At 70.5% G+C, this 22,879-nt stretch carries 12 protein-coding genes; 5 read left to right on the forward strand and 7 right to left on the reverse strand.

Annotation, left to right across the window (positions count from 1 at the left end; all coding sequences use genetic code 11):
• Position 1 precedes the first annotated feature (1 nt).
• The 5 genes from D7D52_RS10525 to D7D52_RS10540 all read right to left on the reverse strand — a co-directional run bounded on the left by D7D52_RS10525 (position 2) and on the right by D7D52_RS10540 (position 9,575).
• Positions 2 to 898, reverse strand: a complete 897-nt coding sequence (locus D7D52_RS10525; RefSeq protein ID WP_120736146.1) for an SDR family NAD(P)-dependent oxidoreductase — start codon at positions 896 to 898, stop codon at positions 2 to 4.
• Position 899: 1 nt separating this feature from the next.
• Positions 900 to 1,898 (reverse strand): alpha/beta hydrolase, encoded by a 999-nt coding sequence (locus tag D7D52_RS10530; RefSeq protein WP_246023768.1) that lies wholly within the window; start codon positions 1,896 to 1,898, stop codon positions 900 to 902.
• A 184-nt stretch (positions 1,899 to 2,082) separates the two neighbouring features.
• A complete protein-coding gene (locus D7D52_RS37685; protein ID WP_162958086.1) occupies positions 2,083 to 2,250 on the reverse strand; it encodes a hypothetical protein in 168 nt (55 codons plus the stop codon).
• Between the two features lie 249 nt (positions 2,251 to 2,499).
• The gene (locus tag D7D52_RS10535) at positions 2,500 to 3,510 is read right to left on the reverse strand and encodes an LLM class flavin-dependent oxidoreductase (RefSeq protein WP_120736148.1); all 1,011 of its coding nucleotides are present in this window, start codon (positions 3,508 to 3,510) and stop codon (positions 2,500 to 2,502) included.
• 41 nt (positions 3,511 to 3,551) lie between these two features.
• Positions 3,552 to 9,575: a non-ribosomal peptide synthetase gene (locus D7D52_RS10540; RefSeq protein WP_120736149.1), complete on the reverse strand. Its 6,024-nt coding sequence runs from the start codon at positions 9,573 to 9,575 to the stop codon at positions 3,552 to 3,554.
• 94 nt (positions 9,576 to 9,669) lie between these two features.
• On the opposite strand from D7D52_RS10540, the gene D7D52_RS10545 reads away from it, so the two are divergent.
• Both D7D52_RS10545 and D7D52_RS10550 read left to right on the forward strand, forming a co-directional pair.
• Positions 9,670 to 10,410: a haloacid dehalogenase type II gene (locus D7D52_RS10545; RefSeq protein WP_120736150.1), complete on the forward strand. Its 741-nt coding sequence runs from the start codon at positions 9,670 to 9,672 to the stop codon at positions 10,408 to 10,410.
• A 57-nt stretch (positions 10,411 to 10,467) separates the two neighbouring features.
• Positions 10,468 to 11,754 (forward strand): TerD family protein, encoded by a 1,287-nt coding sequence (locus tag D7D52_RS10550; RefSeq protein ID WP_120736151.1) that lies wholly within the window; start codon positions 10,468 to 10,470, stop codon positions 11,752 to 11,754.
• A gap of 9 nt (positions 11,755 to 11,763) precedes the next feature.
• On the opposite strand, the gene D7D52_RS10555 is transcribed toward D7D52_RS10550, so the two are convergent.
• A complete protein-coding gene (locus tag D7D52_RS10555; RefSeq protein ID WP_120736152.1) occupies positions 11,764 to 12,861 on the reverse strand; it encodes a TerD family protein in 1,098 nt (365 codons plus the stop codon).
• Positions 12,862 to 13,126: 265 nt separating this feature from the next.
• Between D7D52_RS10555 and D7D52_RS10560 the strand changes: the two genes are divergently transcribed.
• From D7D52_RS10560 to D7D52_RS10570, 3 genes are all read left to right on the forward strand, one after another.
• Positions 13,127 to 13,756, forward strand: coding sequence for a GNAT family N-acetyltransferase (locus tag D7D52_RS10560; RefSeq protein ID WP_246023770.1), 630 nt, complete (start codon positions 13,127 to 13,129; stop codon positions 13,754 to 13,756).
• 124 nt (positions 13,757 to 13,880) lie between these two features.
• Entirely contained in the window at positions 13,881 to 20,225 is a 6,345-nt protein-coding gene (locus tag D7D52_RS10565; protein WP_120736153.1) for a type I polyketide synthase, read from the forward strand.
• Positions 20,222 to 21,583, forward strand: a complete 1,362-nt coding sequence (locus D7D52_RS10570; RefSeq protein ID WP_120736154.1) for an aminotransferase class I/II-fold pyridoxal phosphate-dependent enzyme — start codon at positions 20,222 to 20,224, stop codon at positions 21,581 to 21,583. The genes D7D52_RS10565 and D7D52_RS10570 overlap by 4 nt, the downstream gene beginning before the upstream one ends.
• Here the strand turns inward: D7D52_RS10570 and D7D52_RS10575 are convergent.
• Positions 21,556 to 22,803: an MFS transporter gene (locus D7D52_RS10575; protein WP_120736155.1), complete on the reverse strand. Its 1,248-nt coding sequence runs from the start codon at positions 22,801 to 22,803 to the stop codon at positions 21,556 to 21,558. The genes D7D52_RS10570 and D7D52_RS10575 overlap by 28 nt on opposite strands.
• Positions 22,804 to 22,879 lie beyond the last annotated feature (76 nt).

Here is a 22,879-nt window from a genome sequence, read left to right on the forward strand (position 1 = left end):
GTCAGACTCCCGTCTGGATGGTCGTTGGCGGCGCCGCCGAGTCCGCTTGCGGCAGTACTCGATTCAGGACGCCGAGAGCTTGGGCGTAAAGGGCCGGGAAGTGCCGCTTGAGATGCCAGACCACGCGGGCGTCCAGCTGCGGCAGCACATAGAGCACACCCCGGTCGTGCGCGTCGAGGGTGGTGCGGGCGACGCGTTCGGGCGAGAACCCGGACAACCGCATGAGCCCGTCCGCCAGCCGCGAGGATCCGGAGGTGATCCGGCCGTCGGCGACGACATTGGTCTTCACGAAGGTCGGGCACAGCGCCGTCACCGCGACCCCGCTGCCGGCCAGCTCGGCCGCCATGGTCTCCGACAGCGACACCACCCCAGCCTTGGACACGTTGTAGACGGCCATCCCGGGCGCGGCCGCGAATCCGGCGGCCGAGGCCACATTGATGATGCCGCCGCGTCCGGCCGCCCGCAGCCGCGGCGCGAAGATCTCGCAGCCGTGCACCACACCCCACAGGTTGATGCCCAGCGCCCATTCCCAGTCGCCGAAACCGATGTCGCCCACCGGCTTTCCGCCGATCCCGACGCCGGCATTGTTGATGACCAGCGTCGGAGCGCCGCCGAACACCAGTTCCGCGTGCCGGGCCAGCGTCTCCACGTCCTCGCGGCGCGACACATCGCAGAACAGCGCGTGCGCGGTGCGACCGTGGCGCTGCTCGATCAGCCGGGCGGTCTCGTCCGCGCGGTCCTTGTCGATATCGGCGCAGACCACTTCCCCACCGCGCGCGGCGAGTTCGAGCGCGAAGGCCCGCCCGATGCCGCTGCCCGCGCCGGTGACCACGGCCTTGGCGTCGTGCGAACGCCGCTTGCCGCCCAGCGCGAACCACACCTCGTCGATCGGCCACATCTCAGCTCACCTGCTCTCGAACCGGCGACTGCGCATGCGCCAGTGTGGATGTCACGAAGTGCGCGGTCCGCCGCAGCGCCGCGCTCGCCTCGGGCACCAGCAACGGCAGCGCCTGGAAGACGTGGATGCGGCCCGGCCACAGCTCGAGCTCGCACGAAACCCCCGCCGCCACCGCCATATCCCGCAGTTGCCGGGCATCGTCGGCGAGCATCTCCCCCACGCTGGCCTGCACGAACAGCGGCGGCAGCGGGGTTCCGGCGGGAATGCGCAGGCGCAGCCGCGGGGAGTCCGCCGGTTCCGCGGCGGTGTAGAGCTCGATGAGCCGCCGCCCGACCCACGCCGGGGCCATGGGATCGGGCAGCACCCGGTCGCGCCGTTCGGCCAGGGTCAGGGTCGGATCCAACAGCGGGGAGAACATGAAGGCTCCGGCCGGCTGCTCGATGCCGGCGATCGCGTTCTGCAGCAGTAGATCCAGCGTCAGATGGCAGCCCGCGGAGTCGCCGCCGATCACCAGATCGCTTGCGCGGTAGCCGCGTTCGAGCAGCCAGCGATAGCCCGCCGCCGCGTCCTGCGCCGCCGCCGGGAAGGGGTGCTCGGGGGCGAGCCGGTAGTCGCTGACGAACACGGGCAGCCCGGTAGCCTTCGACAGTCGCGAGGCCAGCCCGCGATGGGTACGCGCCGAGCACACCACATAGCCGCTGCCGTGCAGGTAGTAGATGGCCCGATCACCGTGCCGGACCCCGGCCGCGCGCACCCATTCGCCGCGCACCGCCCCGGATCGCACCGGCATGACCGCGGTCCCCGGCAGGGTCGGCCCGCCGAGCGCCATGACGCTCGCGATCAGCCCGCGTCCGGCCTCGATCCCGAATCGATTGTTCGGCAACAACCCGTTGACCTGCCGCAATCCCAGCACCGAGGCGGCGGCCGCGAAGCGCGTCCGGGCCGCCGCCCGGGTGGGCACCGCTGCGGGCGGGAAGGTCGCCATTGACCTTGTACTCATACCGGAAGCATCGCCGCCCAATGTGCCAGTTGTCAATGGCACATTAATAACAACCTAGAAACCGGCCGGTACAGAAGGTGGTGGCGGGTGACATTCAGGGCGAAGACCGAGTGGTGAAATGCCAACTGCCCCGGATGATTCCGGGGCAGTTGGGGGTTCGTGCGGACCGTTGACCGTGAGTGCCTCAGCGAGCGGGGTGGCCGCCGAGGGAGGCGGTGAAGACCGCCGGGCGGGACTGCGAGGCGCGCGGATTGGCGCGTTCCTGTGCGCTCACCGCGGAGCGGGAACGCCGCGCGTCGCCGAGTACCGACAATACGGTCAGCGGAGTGCGGGAGAAGTTGATGAAAGCCATGACAGCCCTCCTTCGGGGGATAGGCCGGCCACCCCGCTACGAAGCGGTGACTCCGAGGCGGTGGGCCGGGGGCGATGAGAGGTCGTGAATCGGTCTCGGACACGGACAGTCGCCGTGATTCATTCGTCCCTCACCTCCTTGCGCTAGCCCATGACACCGATTACCTGCCTCGCGGTTACGAGGCGCAGATCGGCCATTATTACCGAGAATCGACCGGCCCGTCAAATTCTGTTCACTTTCCGTTCACCTTCATAGGCTTACGCGAAGCCCGACCGCCTCGGCCAGGCGGCGGTGCGAGGCCAGCCGTTCCGCGCGGTCGTAGGTGCTGGTGTGCACCAGGAATTCGTCGGCGGCGGTGCGCCGCACGAGGCGGTCCAGCTCGGCCAGCACCTCGGTCTCGGTGCCGGTGATATGGCCGCTGCGCAGGGACTCTTCGACGAGACCGCGTTGCCGCTCGGTCATGGGCTGCCGCTCGACGACCTCGGGCGGCAGCAGGGGCGGGAACTCGCCGCGCGTGCGCGACCAGGCGGCGGACCAGGCTTCCGGCAGCAGCAGGCGGCGGGCCTGCTCGGGGGTGTCGGCTATCACTATCGAACCGGACAGTACGACGTAGGGGTGGTCGCCGCCGGGGCCGGGCCGGAAGGCGGTGCGGTAGGCGTCGATCGCCTCGACCATGGCGTCCTCCCCGGCGACGGGGGCGATCACCAGGGGCAGACCGAAGCGGGCGGCGCGTTGCGCGCCCGAACCGGTGGCGAGCAGGAACGCCGGCATCCGCAATCCCTCGGCGGGCCAGGCGTGCACACCCTGGCGGCCGCCGGCGAAATAGCCCAGCAGTTCGGTCAGTCGCTCGTCGAAGTCGTCGGCGTCGTGCCGGTCGTGACCGAGCGCGCGGCGCACCCCGCCGGTGAACCCGAGCGAACGGCCCAGGCCCATGTCGATGCGGCCGGGATACAGGGATTCGAGCACGCCGAACTGTTCGGCCACGATGAGCGGCTGATGGTTGGGCAGCATCACCCCGCCGGTCCCCACCCGGATGCGCGCGGTGGCGGCCGCGACGGCGGCGGCCAGGACGGTCGGCGCGGAACCGGCGACGCCGGGCACGCTGTGGTGTTCGGAGACCCAGAACCGGTGGTAGCCCCACTCTTCGGCGAGCCGGGCGAACTCGACGGTCTCGCGCAGGGCGTCCGGATGCGGCTGGCCCTGGCGCACCCGGGAACGGTCCAGGATCGAGAAACGAATCGCCTGCCATGCCGGAGTCATGTCCAATGCCAACGCGGCGGGCGGGGTTTGATTCCGAACGGTCAGGCCGCTGGGGCGGGCAGGAAACCGATGTCGACGTAGAAATCGAGGTAGCGGGCGAAGATCGTGCGGTCGACGCCCGGGCAGACCGAGCCCGGGTCGCCCGGGGCGACGCCGGTCACCTCGGCGGAGTAGTTGACGGTGAGGGCGGCGGCGCGCACCAGCCGGTCATCGGCCCCGGGACGTTCGGCCGCGGCCAGCAGGGTGGCGGCGAAATCCGCGGGGTCGGTGAGGTCGAGGCGATAGCCGCGATCCAGCAGTTCCTCGCGAATGATCTTGAGCGAGAGGGTGCCCGCGGGCAGCAGGACGGCGGGCTCGCCGGAGCGGCCGGAAGGGTGGACGATGGCCGCGGCGGCCTGGTCGACGGGCAGCATGGCGACTTCGCCGTCGGGCAGGTCGGGGGCGAGGCCGAGGACGAGCATGGCGCGCAGCATGGTCCACCAGGCATCGTCGGTGCCCGCCGCACCGGTGCGGGAGTCGCCGGTGATCAGGCCCGGGCGATGGATGTGGACCGCCAGACCGCGGGCCGCCGCGGCCCGAACCAGTTGTTCGGCAACCCATTTCGTCCGGATGTAGCCGGGGAGTCCGCTCGGGGGCGGGCCGTCGGGGAGGGAGGCGGTCGAGATGTAGTGGACCGGTGTGACGGGGCCGGTGGTGGCCAGGCGCAGGACCTCGGCGGTGCCGGTGACGTTGGCGGCGCGCAGCAGGGCGTAGGGGGCGAGGTGGTTGACGTGCGCGGCATTGTGGTGGATCAGGTCGACCCGGTCGGCCAGTTCGGCGAAACGCTCGGGGCTGAGGCCGAGACGGGGTTTCGCGAGATCGCCTGGGACGGGCACGATTCGGTGGGTGTGTGCGGCGAGGTCGAGGCGGTACCGAGTGGCGGCTGCGGAAAGGCGTTGGCGGGCGGCGGATTCGCTGTCGGCACGAACCAGGCAGTACACGGTGGCCGAGGTGCTGTCGAGGAGTTCGGCGAGCAGGAAGGTGCCGAGGAAACCTGTTGCGCCGGTGAGCAGGACGGACCGGGGGTCGCCCGGCGGGCGGGCCGGGCCGCTCGGGGTGATCTCGGGGTCCAGGACGGCGTCGGCCGAGGGGTCTTGCTCGTCCGGCGTGGACGGGCCGGAGCGCAGGGCAACGGCCAGATCCGCCACGCGGGGGTGGTCGAACAGGGCGTGCAGCGGTACCGGCAGGTCGAGCCGGGCGGCGAGGGCCGAACGGACCTTGATGGCGGACAGGGAGTTTCCGCCCAGCGCGAAGAAATCGTCGTCACGGCCGACCTGCTCCGCACCGAGTTCGACGGCGAACACCTCCGCGACCGACCGTTCGTCGTCGTTCACGGGTGCCCGGTAATCGCGCACGGGCAGTTCGGGTTCGGGGAGGGCGGCGCGGTCCAGTTTGCCGGTCGAGCCCAGCGGGAAGGCGTCCAGCACCGTCAGATGAGCGGGAATCATGTAAGCGGGCAATCGTTTACGGGCAGAGGCGAGCACTTCGTCGATATCGACGGCGAGGCCGCCCGAGCCGCGCACATAGCCGACCAGTGTTTCGCGCCGAATCGTGACGATCGCCTCGGCCACGGCCGGGTGGGCGCGCAATGCCGCCTCCACCTCGCCGGGTTCGATGCGCTGGCCACGCAGCTTGAGCTGGAAGTCGGTGCGGCCCAGGTATTCCAGGTCGCCGACACGGGTGCGGCGGACCAGGTCGCCGGTGCGGTACATGCGGGCGCCGGCCGGGCCGAAGGGGTCGGCGACGAAGCGATCGGCCGTGCGGGCGGGTGCGCCGAGGTAGCCGCGTGCCAGTTGCGCACCCGCGACATACAGCTCGCCGGGTGTGCCGGGCGGTACCGGGTGCAGGCGGGCGTCGAGGACGTGGATACGGGAATTCCAGTGCGGCGCACCGATCGACACCGGGCCGTCGGTCTGGCCGGTCACCTCGGTGCCGGTGAGGGAGATGGTGGCCTCGGTGGGTCCGTACAGGTTGTGCAGCCGGGCCGGGCTGTGCGCGCCGAAGCGTGCGATCAACTCGAGGGGCAGCGCCTCGCCGCCCGCCCAGACCAGCCGGAGCGTGGACAGGGCGGCGGGTGCGGATTCGAGCAGTGCGCGCAGCAGCGAGGGCACGGCGAGAAAAGCCGTGACCCGGTGGCGGGCAATGGTTTCGGTGAGGTAGTCGGGATCGGTGCGGCGGCCGTCGGCGGGAATCATCAGGCGCGCGCCGGTGGCCAGCGGCGCCGCGTAGCCGATCAGGGCGGCGTCGAAGGTGGCGGGGACCAGCTGCAGGTACGTATCGCCGTCGCCCAGGGGATATTCGGTGGCGAGGAAGGCCAGTTCGTTGGCGATCGCGGCGTGTGGGACGCCGACCGCTTTGGGGCGGCCGGTGGAGCCGGACGTGAAGATCACGTAGGCAAGGTCCTGATCGCGCAGCGGCCGAATCCGTTCGGCATCGGTGACCGGTTCCGGTGCGCCGTGCGACAGGTCGATGGCGTGCAGCGACTCCTCGGTCACCACGCACACCGGCGCGACGGCGGAGAGCAGGTCGTGCACCCGATCGGCGGGCTGGCCCGGATCGATCGGGACGTACGCGCCGCCCGCCTGCGCGACGGCGTAGAGCGCGACCACCAGATCCGGGCCAGGGGGCAGCGCGAGACCGACGGTCGTTCCGGGGGCGACACCGATCTCGATCAGGCTGCGCGCCAGGCGATTCGATCGATCCGACAGTTCACGGTAGGTCAGCGTGCCCTCGTCGGTGATGACCGCGATCGACTCGGGAGTGCGGCGCACCTGCTCGCGGAACCCGTCGAACAGGAACCGCCACGGCACCGTCCGATCGCGTCCCCTGGTCACGCTGTGCGCCGACTCGCCGTCGCTCAGCAGTGGCAGGTCCCCGACCGGGCGCTGCGGGTCGGCGGCGATCCCGGCCAGCAGGGTTGTCAGTCGCCGACCGAACGTCTCGATCGTCGACTCGTCGAACAGGTCGGTGGCGTATCGCCACGAACACTCCAGTCCCGCAGCGCCTTCGGGGCCACGGTGGGGTATCACGGTCAGCTGGAGATCCATGGGTGACACGGATTCGCCGAGATCCACGGCCGCCACCGTCAGGCCGGGCAGCCGGAGTCGGCGGGGTCCGAAATCCTGGAACGACAGAGCGACCTGGACCAGCGGGTGATGGGCGCGGGTGCGGGGCGGGTCCAGCTCGGCGACCAACCGTTCGAAGGGGAGATCGGCGTGCGCGAACGCGGACAGATCGGTTTCGCGGACCCGGTCCAGCAGCGCGGTGAAGGGTTCGGCGGCGTCGATGGGGGTGCGCAAGACCAGGGTATTGACGAACATGCCGATGAGATCATCGAATTCGGGCTCGCCGCGACCCGATACCGGGGCGCCGATCGCGATATCGGGGGTCGCGGACAGCCGTGCCAGCAGGGTGGCCAGCGCCGCGTGCACGACCATGAACAGCGAGGCGCCGCATGCGCGCGCCAGCTCTTCCAGCGCGGCGTGCACGGGGGCGTCCACCGAGAAACGCAGGGCCGCTCCGCGCTGCGAGGCCACCGGGGGACGCGGATGGTCGGCGGGTAGGTCCAGCCGCGGCGGCAGGCCGGTGAGCGCGGCACGCCAGTAGCGCAGCTGCGTCGCCAGCATCGAGTCGGGATCGCTTGCCTTTCCCAGCAATTCGCGCTGCCACACCGCGTAGTCGGCATACTGCAACGGCAGCGGCGTCCAGTCCGGTGGGGTGTTGCGGGCACGGGCTACGTAGGCGGTCGTGAGATCCCTGGTCAGCGGGAGCAGAGAGAAGCCGTCGGCCGCGAGATGGTGGATCACGACCGCGAGGACGTACTCGTGGGAGCCGGTGCGGTAGAGGCGGATACGCAGTGGGAATTCGGTGGTGACGTCGAATCCGTTGCCCGCCAACCCGGTCAGCTCCGGAAGAAGGTCGCTGTCCGGGATATCACGCGGGAAAAGGTCGAGCGGCACCTCGGCGGCGGGCCGGATGTCCTGGTATCCGCTACCGGCGCGTTCCGGAAAGCGGGTGCGCAGCACGGCGTGTCGCTCGACGAGGTCACGGACGGCCGCCGCGAAGGCGGCCTGGTCGAGGTCGCCGGACAGCCGCAGCGCGAAGGGAATGTTGTAGGCCGGCGATGCCGCATCCAGGCGGGCCAGGAACCACAGCCGCTGCTGGGCGGGCGACAGCGGCGGCCGCACCAGGCGGTGCGCACGGGCGGTGGGCGGCGGCCGGTCACCGGCGGCGAGCCGGTCGAGCGCGGTGGCGAGGGTGGCGACCACCGGGTATTCGAACACCAGACGCACCGGCACCCGTGTCGCCCGGCCCGCACCCAGCCGCCCGGCCAATCGCGTTGCCAGCAAAGAGTTTCCACCGAGTTCGAAGAAGTCGTCGGCGGCCCCCACCCGAGGCACCCCCAGCAGTTCGGAGAAGGCGGCGGCGACCGTGCGCTCGGTATCGGTCAGCGACGGCCGATAAGCGCGGGCCGCCAGTACCGGCTCGGGTAGCGCCTGGTGATCCAGCTTTCCCGCCGGGGTCAGCGGCACCCGGTCGATGACGGTCACCGCGGCGGGCACCGCGTGGCGGGGTAGCCGGCTTCGCACGTACGCGATCAACTCGGCCGCATCCACCTCGCGGCCGGCGACGGGCACCGCGTACGACACCGGCGCGAGAGCGCCGGTGGCCATGCGGTGCATGAGAGTCGTTGCGAAACCCACGGATTCGTGAGCCGACAGCACCGCGTCGATCTCCCCGAGTTCCACCCGGAACCCCCGGATCTGCACCTGCCCGTCATTGCGGCCCAGGTACTGCAGGGTCGGCGCGCCGTCGCGTCCCCGGATCCAGCGCACCAGATCGCCGGTGCGATACAACCGCTCCCCCATACGGTTCGGGTGTGCGACGAACCGCGCGGCCGTCAACCCAGGCCGTTCGTGATATCCGCGCGCCAACCCCGGACCGGCCAGATACAGCTCGCCGGGCACCGCGGTCGGCACCGGGCGCAGCCGTGCGTCCAGCACCAAGGCCGCCACCCCGGGCACCGGCCCGCCGATGGTCACCGGATCGCCGGCGGTCAGCGCCTCGCTGATGGTCGCGGCGATGGTGGTTTCGGTGGGCCCGTACAGGTCGAAGAAGTGGCGGCCGACCGACCAGCGGGCGACCAGTTCGGGCGGACATTCCTCGCCGCCCGCGATGACGACCTCGAGCTCCGGCACATCCGCCGGATCCAGACCGGCCAGTGCCGCCGGGGTGAGAAACGCGTGGGTGACCCGCTCCCCGCGCAACAACTCGGTGAGTTCCTCACCGCCACGACAATCGGCGGGCGCGACGATCATGGTCGCCCCGGATCCAATGGCCAGCAACAACTCCAGCACCGCCGCATCGAAACTCGGTGAGGCGAAGTGCAGCACGCGCGCGGCGGCGGTGATCCGAAACCGGCGAGTCTGTTCACGGCAGAGTCCGGCGAGCCCGGCATGGGTGACCGCCACGGCCTTCGGACGGCCCGTCGAGCCGGAGGTGTAGATGAGGTACGCGACGTCCGCGCCGTAGAGCCGCCGGGTGCGGTCGGTGTAGTGCAAGGGCTCGGTCGATGCCTCGGCCAGCAGACCCGCGCACTGTGCCGAGTCGAGTGCGAGCCAGTCGAGCCGATCACCCAGTCGGTCGTGATCGACGCCACGGGTCAATCCGAAAGTGGCGCGGGCGTCATCGAGCATGTGCGCGATGCGCTGCGCCGGATAGGTCGGATCGACGGGCACGAACGCCGCGCCCGACTTCGCGACCGCCCACACCGCGACAATGGAATCGACCGAACGCGGCAGCGCCAGCACCACCCGATCGCCTGGCCCGAGCCCGCGATCGATCAGCACCCGGGCCAGCCGCGTCGAGCGCTCGTCGAGCTCCGCGTAGGTCAGCGTCCGCGCACCCGCGCGCAGCGCGCTCCCGTGCGGATTGCTTTCCACCGCCGCCGTCAACAGCCGCGGCAGGGTCGTCACCGGCCCGCGGGCCCGGAAAGGCCGGCGGCCCGCACGAATATCGGCGCTCACCGACTCCTACCTTCAGTCGCGATTCGCGTTCCCATCGGTCGCGCACCCCAAGATAGACATTACCGTTTCAATTTTCCCGCCAATCGAGTGCCGGATGCTCGGTGCCCGGTCAGATCCCGTCATCCGTCATCCTGTAGTCGTGGTGACGGCATTGGTGTTCGATGTGCAGGGGACGGCTACCGACTTTCATTCGACGGTTCGCCGAGCAGCCGAGACGATCGCGGGCAGCCGCGGACGGGGTCAGGACTGGTCGGCATTCGTGAACGACTGGCGGAGAGCCTATTTCGAGGAGACGTCCCGGACGGTCGGTCAAGGGCCCTGGGTGAGCGTGGCGACGGTGTACCGCCGGACGCTGGATCCGCTGCTCCAGGCGCGGGGAATCGACTTGGCGACGGCGGAACGGGAGGAGCTGGCGCGGGCCTGGGCTCGACTGGATCCGTGGCCCGACACCGTGGCCGGATTGCGGCGGCTGCGCGGGAAGTTCACGCTGGCGACGTTGTCGAACGCGGATGTCAGTGCGGTGGTGTCGATTTCGCGGCACGGCGATCTGCCGTGGCATGCGATCTTCGCGGCGGAGATGGTGGGCGCGTTCAAACCGGACCCCCGGACCTATGGGCTGGCGGCCCGGTATCTCGGGTTGGAGCCCGCCGAGATCATGATGGTCGCCAGCCACAAGTACGACATTCGGGCGGCCAAGCAGCTCGGGTTCGCGACCGCGTTCGTCGCGCGGCCGCTGGAATACGGGGACCCGGCGCTGGGTGACGCCGAGTTCTCCGACGAGTTCGATATCAATGCCGTGGATTTCCTGGACCTCGCCGACCAGCTCGGGTGCTGAGGGGCGACGCGGCTCCTACAGTGGCAGTGGGGACGTTTCGATACGGGAGGGTCGGCCTTGTCCACAACGCTAGTCAAGGGTCAGAACGGGGCCGTGCCGGCCGCGGAGGTGGTGGTTTCGGTTCGGGTGGCGGCCGCCGCCGAGCTGTCCGCACTGCTGGTGACCGAGCAGGGCAAGGTACGCTCGGACGCCGATTTCGTGTTCTACAACCAGCCTTCGGGGCCGGGCGTGCGCCTGCGCAACGGCGTCGCCGGGCAGCCCGCCGAGCTGGTGATAGCGCTCGCGCAGGTGCCGCCGCAGATCGCGCAGATCCGCGCGGTGATCACGCTCGACGGCGCCGGCGCGACCTTCGGGCGCATCCCGCCGCCGGTGGCCGTGGTGGCGGACCAGAGCGGAAAGACGCTCTACGAGTACCGGATCGAGGATCTGGCCAGCGAATCCATCGTGATCGCCGTGGAACTGTATCGCCGCTACGGGGATTGGAAGGTGCGCGCGGTCGGGCAGGGCTACGCGGGCGGATTCGCGGCCCTGGTCACCGATCACGGGGTGAGCGTCGAGGACGCGCCGCGTCCGGTGCAGCCCGTGCCCGCCACCGCGTATCCCGCGCCGCCGCCCGCCCCGGTCCACGCCGCTCCCCCGCCCACGGTGTCGGCGTATCCGACTGCGCCACCGCCGCATTCGCCCCCCGCTCCGCCCCCGCCCGGGTTCGGCACGCCGCCGGTTGCCCCGCCCGCCGGCGATCCGGGCCTGTCCCGCGGCCGCCCGGTGAACCTGTCCAAGGGTCAGCGCGTCACCCTCCGAAAGGAGGGCGGTGTGGCGCTGACCCGAATCCGGATGGGTCTGGGCTGGGATCCCGCCAAGCAGGGCGGGCTGTTCGGGCGACGGCCGGTCAATATCGACCTCGACGCCTGGGTGGCGATGTTCGCCGGACGGCATCTGGCGGATGTGGCCTACTACGGCCAGCTCACCTCCAAGGACGGCTCCATCCGCCATTCCGGTGACAATCTGGTCGGCGGTGGCGGCGTGGGCGACGACGAGCAGATCGTGGTGGACCTGACTCGGGTTCCGCGCCAGGTCAATACGCTGCTGTTCATCGTCACCTCCTACCAGGGCCACACCTTCGAGCAGGTCAGCAACGCCTACTGCCGCCTGGTCGACGACACCACGCACGCCGAGCTGGCCCGCTACGCGCTCGCGGGCGGCATGCCGTTCACCGCGATCGCCATGGCGAAGGTGTTCCGGGCGGGCGCGGAGTGGCGGCTGGAGGCCATCGGCGAGGGCTTCCAGGCCAAGCATCCGGGCGAGGCGGTCCCGCAGCTCGGCCGCTTCATCTCCGTCGACTGACGGGTCCGCTCAGAGGAATTCGCCGACCTGGGCCGCCGCCTCCACCGGGTGGCCGGCCTGGATCGGGTGGCCGAGGGCCTGCACCTTCCAGATCCCGTCCTCGCGATGCACTTTCGCCACCACCATGCCGGTGTGCGGGCCGCCCGCGCTCAGATTGGAGCGGGTGAGCTCACTGCTGGTGGTGCCGTCGATCAACCGCCAGAAGGCATTCCGCACCCGCTCGAAGGTGTGGCCCGCGTACGAGGTGATCACGAAGACGATGGCGGTGACGTGGGGTCCGATCCGGGTGAGATCGACGGTGATCACCTCGTCGTCGCCCTTGCCCTCACCGGTGAGATTGTCACCGGAATGCCGGATGGCCCCGTCCTTGGTGACCAGCTGCCCGTAGTAGGCCGCATCGATGAGGTCGTTGCCCGCGTACACCAGCGCGGAGGCGTCGAGATCGATCTCTACCGGCCGCGAACCCCACTTGTGTTGCACGTGAACCGGATCCCAGCCCAGCCCCATCTTCACGAAGCTCAGATCCGCGCCCTGGCGGCGCAGCGCCACGGTATCCCCGGCGCGCAGCACCGGCGCGATGGTGGGCGAGGCGGGCGTGCGGGCCGGCGGCGACGAATTGCTCACGGCCACACCGTGATCGGACAGCAGCGCGGCGAACCCGCGCGGATGCCCGAACCCGACGGCGCGGGCGTACCAGCCGTCGTCGCCGCGGTCGAGATCCACCGCGGCCACCGTCGTCACGTTGCCCAGGTTCTCGATCACGTACTCGTAGAGCGCGTTTCCGTGCTCGTCGTCGATGGCGATATGCGGGGCGGGATAGTCCCCGAGGCGGCCGTCGCGCTCGTCGAGGGCGATGACGATCCGGATGTGGGCGACGCCCTGCGGTATCGCGCGCAGGCTCACCGCGACGGCGTTCTGCCCGGGCACCAGTTGCACGCCGGGGCCGGAGGGTTGGTTGTAGAAGATCAGGTCACCGTTGTCACGCACGGTGCCGTGGTCGGTGAGCAACAGCGCGGCGAGGTCGATACCCGCGCTGAAGTGCACCGTCACCGTGACGTCCGCGACGCCCAGTTCACCGGTCTGCCCCTGTGTCAGAAGTGCGGCCACGCTCTCACTGTATGGGACCGCCGGGTAACTCGGTTGGAACGAAGCCATATCGCTTTCGCGCGCGCGAACCTTAGGACATGTCACCGGGCGAGGCCATCCCCGGGCGAATCGTTTTATGCCACAAGGCGAATCGGTCGACCGTTCAGTAACTTGCGGGTAGCCTACTCGGCGGTAGTCTTTTTGGTTACCGTCCAGTAGGGACACGACAAGATTGTCCGTCAGCGAGGTCGGGCGCTGACCGACATGGATAACGTTAGGGACTGCTGTGGTTCAGTCGGGTGCACCGGTCGTACGCCGCGCCACCGAAGCCGACATCGAGGAGATGGTCCGGGTGCTCACCCTGGCCTTCGAGACCGACGATCCGATCGAAGAGTACGTCTTCCCCGATCTCGCCCAGCGCCGCAGACGCACGCCCGGCATGCTTCGGGTCCTCATCCGGCACCGCTACCTGCCGGCCGCGGCCGCCATCGTCGCCGAGGTCGACGGCCGGGTGGCCGGGACGGTGCTGTGGATTCCCGCCGGATACCGCAATCCGGTATGGCGGGAAGCGATTTCGGGTCCGCGGCTGCTGTGGGCCATGGGTCCGGCCGCGACCAGACGCGGCATCGAGGTGGACGCCGCCATCGCGAAATCCGCCCCGGTGGAACCGCACAACTACATGGTCTACGTGGCCGCCGAGCCGCAGTCGCAGCGCGTGGGTGTGGGCCGCGCGATGATGGACTGGCTGATCGCCGAGACCGACGCGCAGGGGCGTGCGCTGTGCGGACTCTGCAAGGACGGCAACGTCGGCTACTACCAGGGCTTCGACGCCCAGCCGATCGACCGGGTCCGAATCGGGAGCAAGGGTCCGGAGATGAATTTCATCAAGCGGTCCGCGCGGGTCGCCGCCGGCTGACGACCGCCATCGCGGGGTGACGCCCGCACCAACGGTGTGCCCGGATCGCGGATCACGATCCGGGCGGCATCGGCATTGCCTCGGGGGGATTGCCAGGTTCTTTCTGTTTTGCCGAGGAGACGTAGTGTCTGACATTGCCATTGTCGGAATCGGGTGCCGCTACGCCGGTGGTATCGATTCACCGGAATCGTTCTGGGACTTCATCATCAACAAGGGCGACGGGGTCGTGGAGATCCCGCCGGAGCGCTGGGACTACCGCCGCTACTACGATCCGGACCGGCGCACGCCGGGCCGCATGTACACCAAACGCGCCGCGTTCCTGACCGGCGATCCGTGGGCCTTCGACCCGGACTTCTTCGGCATCTCGCCGCGTGAGGCGGCGGCCATGGACCCGCAGCAGCGGCTGGTGCTCGAGATCGCCTGGGAGGCCCTGGACGACGCGGGCCTGGCCGGGCGGGTCGCGGGCGCGCCGATCGGCGTCTACGTGGGTGCGTTCACCCTCGACCAGATGGCCATGTCCAATACCAACGCGGCCCTGCCGTGGGTGGACATGCACACCGCCGCGGGCGCCTCGTACACCATGATCTCCAATCGGATCGCCTACGCGCTCAATATGATCGGGCCCGCGCTCACCGTGGACACGGCCTGCTCGTCGTCGCTGGTGGCGTTCCATCTGGCCTGTCAGGCGCTGGCCGACGGCGACTGCGAGGTGGCGCTGGCCGGCGGGGTGACGCTGCTGTTGCAGCCGGAGGTGTTCGTCTCCATGTGCAAGGGCGGCTTCCTGGCCGCCGACGGGCGCTCCAAACCGTTCGACGCGGCCGCCGACGGCTACGGGCGCGGCGAGGGCTCGGGCATGGTGGTGCTCAAGAAGCTCGCGGACGCCGAGCGCGACGGCGACCGCATCTACGCGGTGGTCAAGGCGACCGGGTCCAATCAGGACGGGCGCACCACCGCCATCACCGTGCCGAATGCCGATATGCAGGAGGCGCTGGCCAAAGCGGTGACCGCGCGGGCCGGCGTGGCCGCGCACGAGGTCACCTACGTGGAGGCGCACGGCACCGGCACCCCGGTCGGGGATCCGCTGGAACTGCGGGCCATCGGGCGCGCCTACGGGCAGGCCGCGGGCCGCACCGAACCGCTGGGCGTGGGCTCGGTGAAGGCGCAGCTCGGGCACACCGAGGCCGCGTCGGGCATTGCCAGCGTGATCAAATCGGCGCTGGCCCTCACGCATCGCACCATCGCGCCGCAGGGCTGGCTGCACGAGCCGAACCCGGACATCCCGTTCGAGGAGCTGGGGTTGCGGTTGCAGCTGGAGGCGCAGCCGGTCGCACCCGAGACGCGAATGACCGTCGCGGTCAACGGCTTCGGATACGGCGGCACCAACGCACACGTGATCCTCCAGGAGTACGTCGCCGCCGAGCGGTCCGAACGCGAGCCCAGACACTATGGCGTGCTGCCGATTTCAGCGCGCAACGACACCGCCGCCCGCGAGCTGGCGCGCGGTTACGCCGAACTCGTCGCCGCCGGCGCGGAACCCGCCCGGCTGGCCGAGGCGGCGTGGACGCGCCGTCAGCATCATCCGGTCCGCGCGGGACTGACCTTCGGTGACGACGCCGAACTGGTGCGGGCGCTGGTGGATTTCGCCGGTGGCGAGGGTCGCACCGCCAAGGTGATCGCCCGCAAGGTCCCCGAACCGGTGTTCGTGTTCACCGGTATGGGACCCCAGTGGTGGGGCATGGCGCGCCAACTGCTCACCGGCACGGGCGATTTCGCGGCGCGCGACGCCTTCGTCACCGAGGCCGAGCGGGTCGACGCGGCGTTCCGGGAGATCGCCGGCTGGTCGATCCGCGAGGAGCTGCTGCGGCCCGAGGAGCAGTCCCGGGTCACCGCGACCGAGGTCGCGCAGCCTGCGAACTTCCTGGTCCAGGCGGCACTGTTCGCGATGCTCGACGCGCTGGGCATCCGGCCCGCCGCGGTGGTGGGCCACAGCGTCGGCGAGGTGTCGGCGGCCTATGTCACCGGCATGCTGTCGCTGCGGGATGCCGTGCGGGTCAGCTACCACCGGGCCCGGCTGCAGGCCACCACGGCCGGTTCCGGCGGCATGCTCGCCATCGGCCTGGCCCCGGCGGCGGCGCTGGAACTGATCGACGGCGACGAGCTGGTCGGGATCGCGGCCGTCAACAGCCCGAGCGCCGTCACCCTCGCCGGGGACGAGAAGCGCCTCGACGCCTTGGCCGAATCCCTCACCGAGCAAGGCGTTTTCGCGCGCCGACTACAGGTGGAGGTGCCGTACCACAGCTATCTGATGGATCCCATCCTCGACGAGCTGCGCACCGCGCTCGCGGATCTGACCCTGTCCGAGCCGCGAATTCCGCTGTGGTCCACCGTCACCGGCGCGCCGGTCACCACGGCGGATTGGGACGCGGAGTACTGGTGCGCGAACGTGCGCCAGCCGGTGCGCTTCGCTGACGCCGTCACCGGCCTGGTCGGCGCGGGCAGCCGGGTGTTCCTCGAGGTCGGCCCGCATCCGGTGCTGGGGGCGAACATTCGCGAAATCCTCATCGGCGCGGGCGAAACCGGCACCACCGTCGCCACGCTGAACCGCAAGCAGGCCGATGACGAGAGCGTCCGGCAGACCCTGGCCGGGCTCTACACCGCGGGCGTGCTCGATATCGACGCCCTCTTCGCCGATCTCGTTACCGGCCACGTCGATCTGCCCCGCTACCCGTGGCAGCGCACCCGCCTGCGCGTCGAGCTGGCGGGCATGCAGCAGCTCAAGTACGGCACCCCGGGCATGTACCGGATGCTCGGCGATCCGCTGCTCGAGGATCCCGCCACCGCGTGGCAGATCCGGCTCAGCGTCGGCGATCTGGAATGGCTGGCCGACCACGTGGTGGGCGGCTCGCGCATCCTGCCCGGCGCGGCCTACCTCGACGCGGCGCTGAGCGCGGCGGCGCTGCGCACCGAATCGACCCGGGTGGCGGTGGAGGACGTGCGGTTCCTCGCGCCGCTGGTGGTGGACGAGGGCATGGCGCCGGTGGTGGAGTTGCGGGTGGAGGAATCCACGCGCCGCTTCACCATTCGCTCACGTGAGCCCGCGAGCCCGAACTGGACGGTCAACGCGACCGGACGGCTGGTCGAGGGCGTCTACGAACCCACCAAGGCCGAGGTGCCCGAGGTGGCCGAGATGCTCGCCATCGACCCGGCCGCCTACTACACCGCCTTCGCCGCCCGCGGCCTCGACTACGGCCCGGCCTTCCGGCGCGCCACCGCGCTGTGGGTGAGCGGCAATACCGTCGTCGCCACCCTGGACGGCGGCATCGCCGCGGGCAGTGGCCATCTCGCGCATCCGGCGGTGGTCGACGCGGCCGTGCAGTGCTTCGGCGCGGTGCTCGCCGCCGCCTCGAACACCGAACGCGGCGCGCTGGTTCCGGTCGCGGTCGCGGAGGTGCGGCTGTTCGCGCCGATTCCCGAGCGGGTGACGGTGGTGGCACGGCTGCACGACGGCGCCGACCTGAGCTGCGACTACGATCTGCTCGACAGCGAACAGAACGTGATCATGCGAATCATCGGGCTGCGCCTGGGCGAGATCAACCCGGATCGCGGTGCGCTGCAACGGCTCTCCGACTACTTCTACGAGGACCGCTGGGACATGCGGGAACCCGTCGATCTCGCGGCGCTCCCCTCCCCCGAGACCGCCTACACCCTGGCCATCGACCTGGCGGGCGCCGCCGGTGACCGGGCGTCGTTCATCGCGGGCGCCACCGCGCACGGCGAGGTGCTGGCCGTCGACGACCCCGACCGTGCCGATCTGGAAGCCGTTGTGCGCGAACGCCTCCAGCAGATCGTGGCCTTGACCGGCGTCGATCGCACCCACGTGGTGCTGGTGGCCGGTTCCGATTTCACGGACCTGGACGCGCTGTGGACGCTGCGGCGCATCGCGGTCACCGTGGAGGGCTTCCTCGAGGACTGGCTGCAGCAGCGTGGCGACGAGATCCCCATGACCGGTGACGGCAGGCTGCACGCCACCCTGGTCACCGAGCGCGCCTTCGCCCATCCGGACGAGGACACCGCACCGAATCCCGCGCACGCCGCGCTGGCCGGGGCCCGCCGGGTGCTGCTCAACGAGCAGTCCCGCCTGCGCTGGCGGCTGGTCGACGTGGATCCCGAGGTGACCGAGGCGGAACTGGCCGCCGAACTCGCCATCCCGGGCGCGTTCACCTACGACTATGCCGACGAGGTGGTGCTGCGAAACGGCCTGCGCTGGACCACGGTGGTGGCCGCCACCCTCCCGGAGCGGCTGGAGGCCCTCGATCGGGCCGAACGGCTCACCGATCCGGAGGCCAATTTCCGGCTGGAACTGCCGAAGTCGCGGGTGTTGTCGCGGCTGGCGTGGCGGGCGTGCGAGCGGCGAGATCCCGCGGCCGACGAGGTCGAGGTGCGGATCCTGGCCATCGGACTCGGCTACAAGGACCCGCTCAAGGTCATCGGCGTGCTGGGTGAACGCGAACTGGCGGGCACCTTCTACGGCACCGAGCCCGGGATGGAGGCCGACGCCGTCGTCGTCCGAATCGGTGCGGCGGTCGAGGATTTCGCGGTCGGCGACCGGGTGTTCCTGACCTCCAAGGGCATGATCTCCCGCTTCCACACCGCCGAGGCCGGCCTGCTGACCCGCGTCCCCCACGACACCGAGATCGGGCAGTGCACCTCCGTGGTGGCCTTCGCCACCGCCGAGCACTCGCTGCTGGAGCTGGCCCGGGTCCGCGCGGGCGACGTGGTGCTGGTGCACGGCGCGGCCGGCGGCGTCGGCTCGGCGGCGGTGCGGATCGCGAAACTGCACGGCGCCACCGTGATCGGCACCGCGAGCAGCGACGAGCGGCGCGCGTACGTGCTGGCGCAGGGCGCCGATCATGCCCTGGACTCGCGGTCGCTGAATTTCGCCGACGAGGTGCTCGGACTCACCGACGGCCGGGGCGCGGACGTGGTGATCAGCACCGCGCCCGGGGAGATCCTGCGCCGGAACTTCAAGGCGGTGGCCGAGTTCGGGCGCATCGTGGAGATCGGCAAGGCCGACATCTACGGCGGCGGCGTCCTCGACCTCGCCTACTTCGACAAGAACCTCTCCTACCACTCCTTCGATCTGGACCGCATGCTGGCGCTCAAGCGCCGCGCCACCGGGGAGCTGGTGCAGGGCGTGCTGGAGAAGCTGGCGAACGGGACCTACCCCTACCTGCCGTACGAGCTGTACGACACCGCCGAGGTGGCCAAGGCGTTCGAGGACGTGGCCCGCTCGACCCACTTCGGGCGGATCGCGGTGCGGCTGGAATCCGAAGCGCCGCTGGTGCGTCCGCTGATTCCGGCGGTCACCGTGGACCCGGCCGCGGGGTATCTGATCACCGGCGGGTTCGGGGCCTTCGGACTCGCGGTCGGCCGCTGGCTGGTCGGACTGGGCGCGCGCCGGCTCACCCTGCTCGGGCGCGGCGGCGCGCGCACCGAGGCCGCCCGCCTGCAATTGGCGGCCTGGCGCGAGCAAGGCGTCGAGGTGGTCGAGGAGCTGGTGGACGTCACCGATGCCGCGGCCATGACCGCGGTCGTGGCGCGTGCGCACAGCATCGCGCATCCGCTGCGCGGTGTCTTCCACACCGCCGGCGCCATCGACGACCGCCGCGTGCCCGACATGGACCGTGACAGCCTCGCGAAGGTCTACCGGCCCAAGGCCGAAGGGGTCGTCGCGCTGCGGCAGGGGCTCGCCGCCGCCGGGGTCGAACTCGACATGTTCGTGCTGTTCTCCTCCGGCAGCGCGATATTCGGCAGCATCGGCCAATTCGCCTACACCGCCGCCAATCTCGCCCTCGACGCCACCGCGGATGTGGTGGTGCGCGCGGGCGGCAAGGCGCTGGCGGTCGGCTGGGGACACATGTCCGGCGGCGGCATGGCCGACGACCAGTACGTCTCGCGCTATCTGCGCACCGCCGGGTTCGATCCGATCAGCATGGCGGAGGGCACCGAATATCTGGAGCAGGCACTGAGCCTGGGCATCCACCACCACGCGTCGATCATTCCCATCGACTGGTCGCGGGTGGCCTCGACGGTGTCGTGGTACGCCATGACCGGGCGCACCGCCGAACGGATCGCCGCCGCGGTCGAGGACAATTCCGCCGCCTCGCATTTGGTGGCGGCGCTGCGCGAACTCGACGAGCAGAAGCGCGGCGAAGTGGTCGCGCACATGCTGGCCGAACAGCTCGCGGTGGTGATGGGCGTCGACGCCGACTCCATCGATCTCACGGTCCCGGTGCCGGAGCTGGGCCTGGATTCGCTGATGGCGGTGGAATTCGGTGCGCTGGTGAGCAAGACGCTCGGCGTGGACCTGATGTCGATGAAGGTCGGCCGCTCGTTCACCCTGCAGCAGGCCGGGGCGCGCGCGGCCGAACTGCTCGTCGGCGGTAGCCCCGAGGCGGTGACGGCATGAGCGAATCCGCACGGGATCTGGCCCGGAAACTGCTGGCGGGCAATGGGATCAAGGAGATGACCGCGCAGCCGGCGGCCCCGGTCGCGGCCCGCAAGCCGACGCGGGTGATCCGCGGACCCGGACGTCAGTTCGCCGATCACCCGGAGGTGGCGGCCGCCGTCGCCAAGCAGGCCGCCATCGAGGGCGTCTACGCGTCCGCCGGCATGCCGAACCCCTTGTTCCTGCCCCGAAACAGCCCCAACGACACCGTGATCCGCGCCCTGGGCACCGAACTGGTGAACTTCAGCGCCTACAACTACCTGGGGCTGTCGAGCCATCCCCGGGTGATCGCGGCCGCCCGGGAGGCGCTGGAGCAGTACGGCGCCTCGGCGTCGGCCAGCCGGATCGTCTCCGGGGAGATCCCCCTCTACGGCGAGCTCGAACAGCGGCTGGCCGGGATCTACGACGTCGGCGATGCCATGGTCACCACCAGCGGTTACCTCACCAATGCGGGCGTCATCGGCTTCCTGCTGCGCGACGGGGATGTGGCGTTCTGCGACAGCCTGATTCACGGCAGCGTGGTGTCGGGAACGCAGTGGGCGGGGTGCCGCCGGATCGGTTTCCGGCACAACGATCCGGACTCGCTGCGATCGGTGCTGAAGATGTCACGCTCCGGCTTCGATCGGGCGCTGGTCGTACTGGAGGGCCACTACAGCATGGACGGCACCGTCGGCCGCGTCGCCGAATTGGCTGCCGTGGCACGGGAATTCGACTGCGCCGTCATGGTCGACGAGGCGCATTCGTTCGGCGTCTTCGGCGCGACCGGGCACGGCATCCGGGAGCACTACGGTATGGCGGGTGCGGACGTCGACATCTGGATGGGCACCCTGTCCAAGGCGCTGGGCAGCGTCGGGGGTTTCGTGGCCGCCGACGCCGACCTCATCGGCGCGATGAAGGCCGCCGCACCCGGCGTGGCCATGCTGACCGGCGCGCCCGCGCCGTCGGGCATCGCCGCGGCCCTGGCCGGTCTGGATGTGCTCGAGGCCGAACCCGAGCGGGTCGCGCGGCTGTGGCACAACACGCGGGTCTTCGATGCCGCGCTGCGCGAACGAGAGCTGAATCTCGGTGATTCACAGGGCACTCCGATCCTGCCGGTGATCGTGCCGGGTGAGTTCCGGGCCGGGTTCGTCTCGGCCACGCTGCTGCAGCGCGGGGTCTACGCCGGGGCCATCTCGGCCCCGGCGGTGCCGGTGGGCAAGGAGCGGCTGCGGTTCTTCGTCACCTCCGAACACACCGAGACACGACTGGTCTCGGCCGCGGAGCTGCTGGCCGAGACCATCGCGCTGGCGGATCAGCTGCCGGCCGCCATGACCGGCTGAGCGGGCCGCTGCTGTGGGCCGACGGCGAACACCGCCCACAGCAGCAGTCCGACCGCCGTTGCGGCGGCGCCGATTCCGCAGACCAGGGCCCAGCCGCCGAGCTGATACGCCACCCCCGCCGTCACCGAGCCCGCGACGCCGCCGAGGAAGTACGTGACCATGTACGCGGTGGTCAGGCGGCTGCGGGCGGCCGGGTCCAGGGCGTAGATGGCGCTCTGATTGGTCAGATGCGAACCCTGGATACCGAAGTCGAACACCAGCAGCGCCACGATCAGCGCGAGCACGCTGTGACCGCCCCAGGCCACCAGCGCCCAACTGGCCAGCAGCACCAGCCAGGTCAGCGTGGTCACCCGGCGCAGATGCCCGCGGTCGGCGAGCCGGCCCACCACCGGCGCGCCCAGCGCGCCCAGCACACCGGCCAGGCCGAACAGGCCGATGGTGAATTCCGAGTAGTGGTAGGAACTTCCGCGCGCACCCGCCAGCAGGAAGGCGATGGCGGTCCAGACCAGCGAGAAGCAGCCCATCACCACGAATCCCAGCGCCATGCGCTGACGCAGGATCGGGTGCCGCTTGATCAGGGCCACGATCGAACTCAGCACCTGCGGGTAGCTTTCCCCGGCCGCGGCGCGCGGCGTGGCGGGCGCGAGCAGGTACAGGCTCACCGCCATCACCACCTGCAGGCCGGCGGCCACCAGCAGGACCGCCCGCCAGCCGCCCAGCTGCGCCACCGCCCCGGACAGCACCCGCGACAGCAGGATGCCCAGCAGCAGACCGCTCATCACCGTGCCGACCACCTGCCCGCGGCGCTCGGGGTGCGCCAGCGCGGAGGCCCACGGGACCACCACCTGCGCCGCCGAGGCCGTGACGCCGGTGGCGATGACGCCCGCGAACAGCACGGCGAAATTCGGGGCGAACGCCGACACCAGCAGGGCCGCCACCGAGGCCAGCAGCAGCGCCGGCACCATGCGGTGGCGACGCAGGAAATCGCCCAGCGGCACCAGGAAGGCCAGGCCGCACAGGTATCCGATCTGGGCGGCGCTGACCAGCAGTGCCGCGGTGGCGGTGGAGATGCGCAGATCCCCCGCGACCTCGTGCAGCAGGGGCTGGAGGTAGTAGTTTCCGGCCGCCGACGACCCGGCGGTGATGGCGAACACGAGGACGGTGGTCCGGCCCAAGGCCGGGGTCGGATCGGACCGGGTGTCCGCGGCGGTACTGGTCATCGAAACAGTCACCACTCCATGCTGGGCGTCGCGAGGAATCAACAAAAGCGATACTTTTCGATGCCGCCATCTCCGA

This window comes from Nocardia yunnanensis (assembly GCF_003626895.1).
Classification (GTDB): domain Bacteria; phylum Actinomycetota; class Actinomycetes; order Mycobacteriales; family Mycobacteriaceae; genus Nocardia; species Nocardia yunnanensis.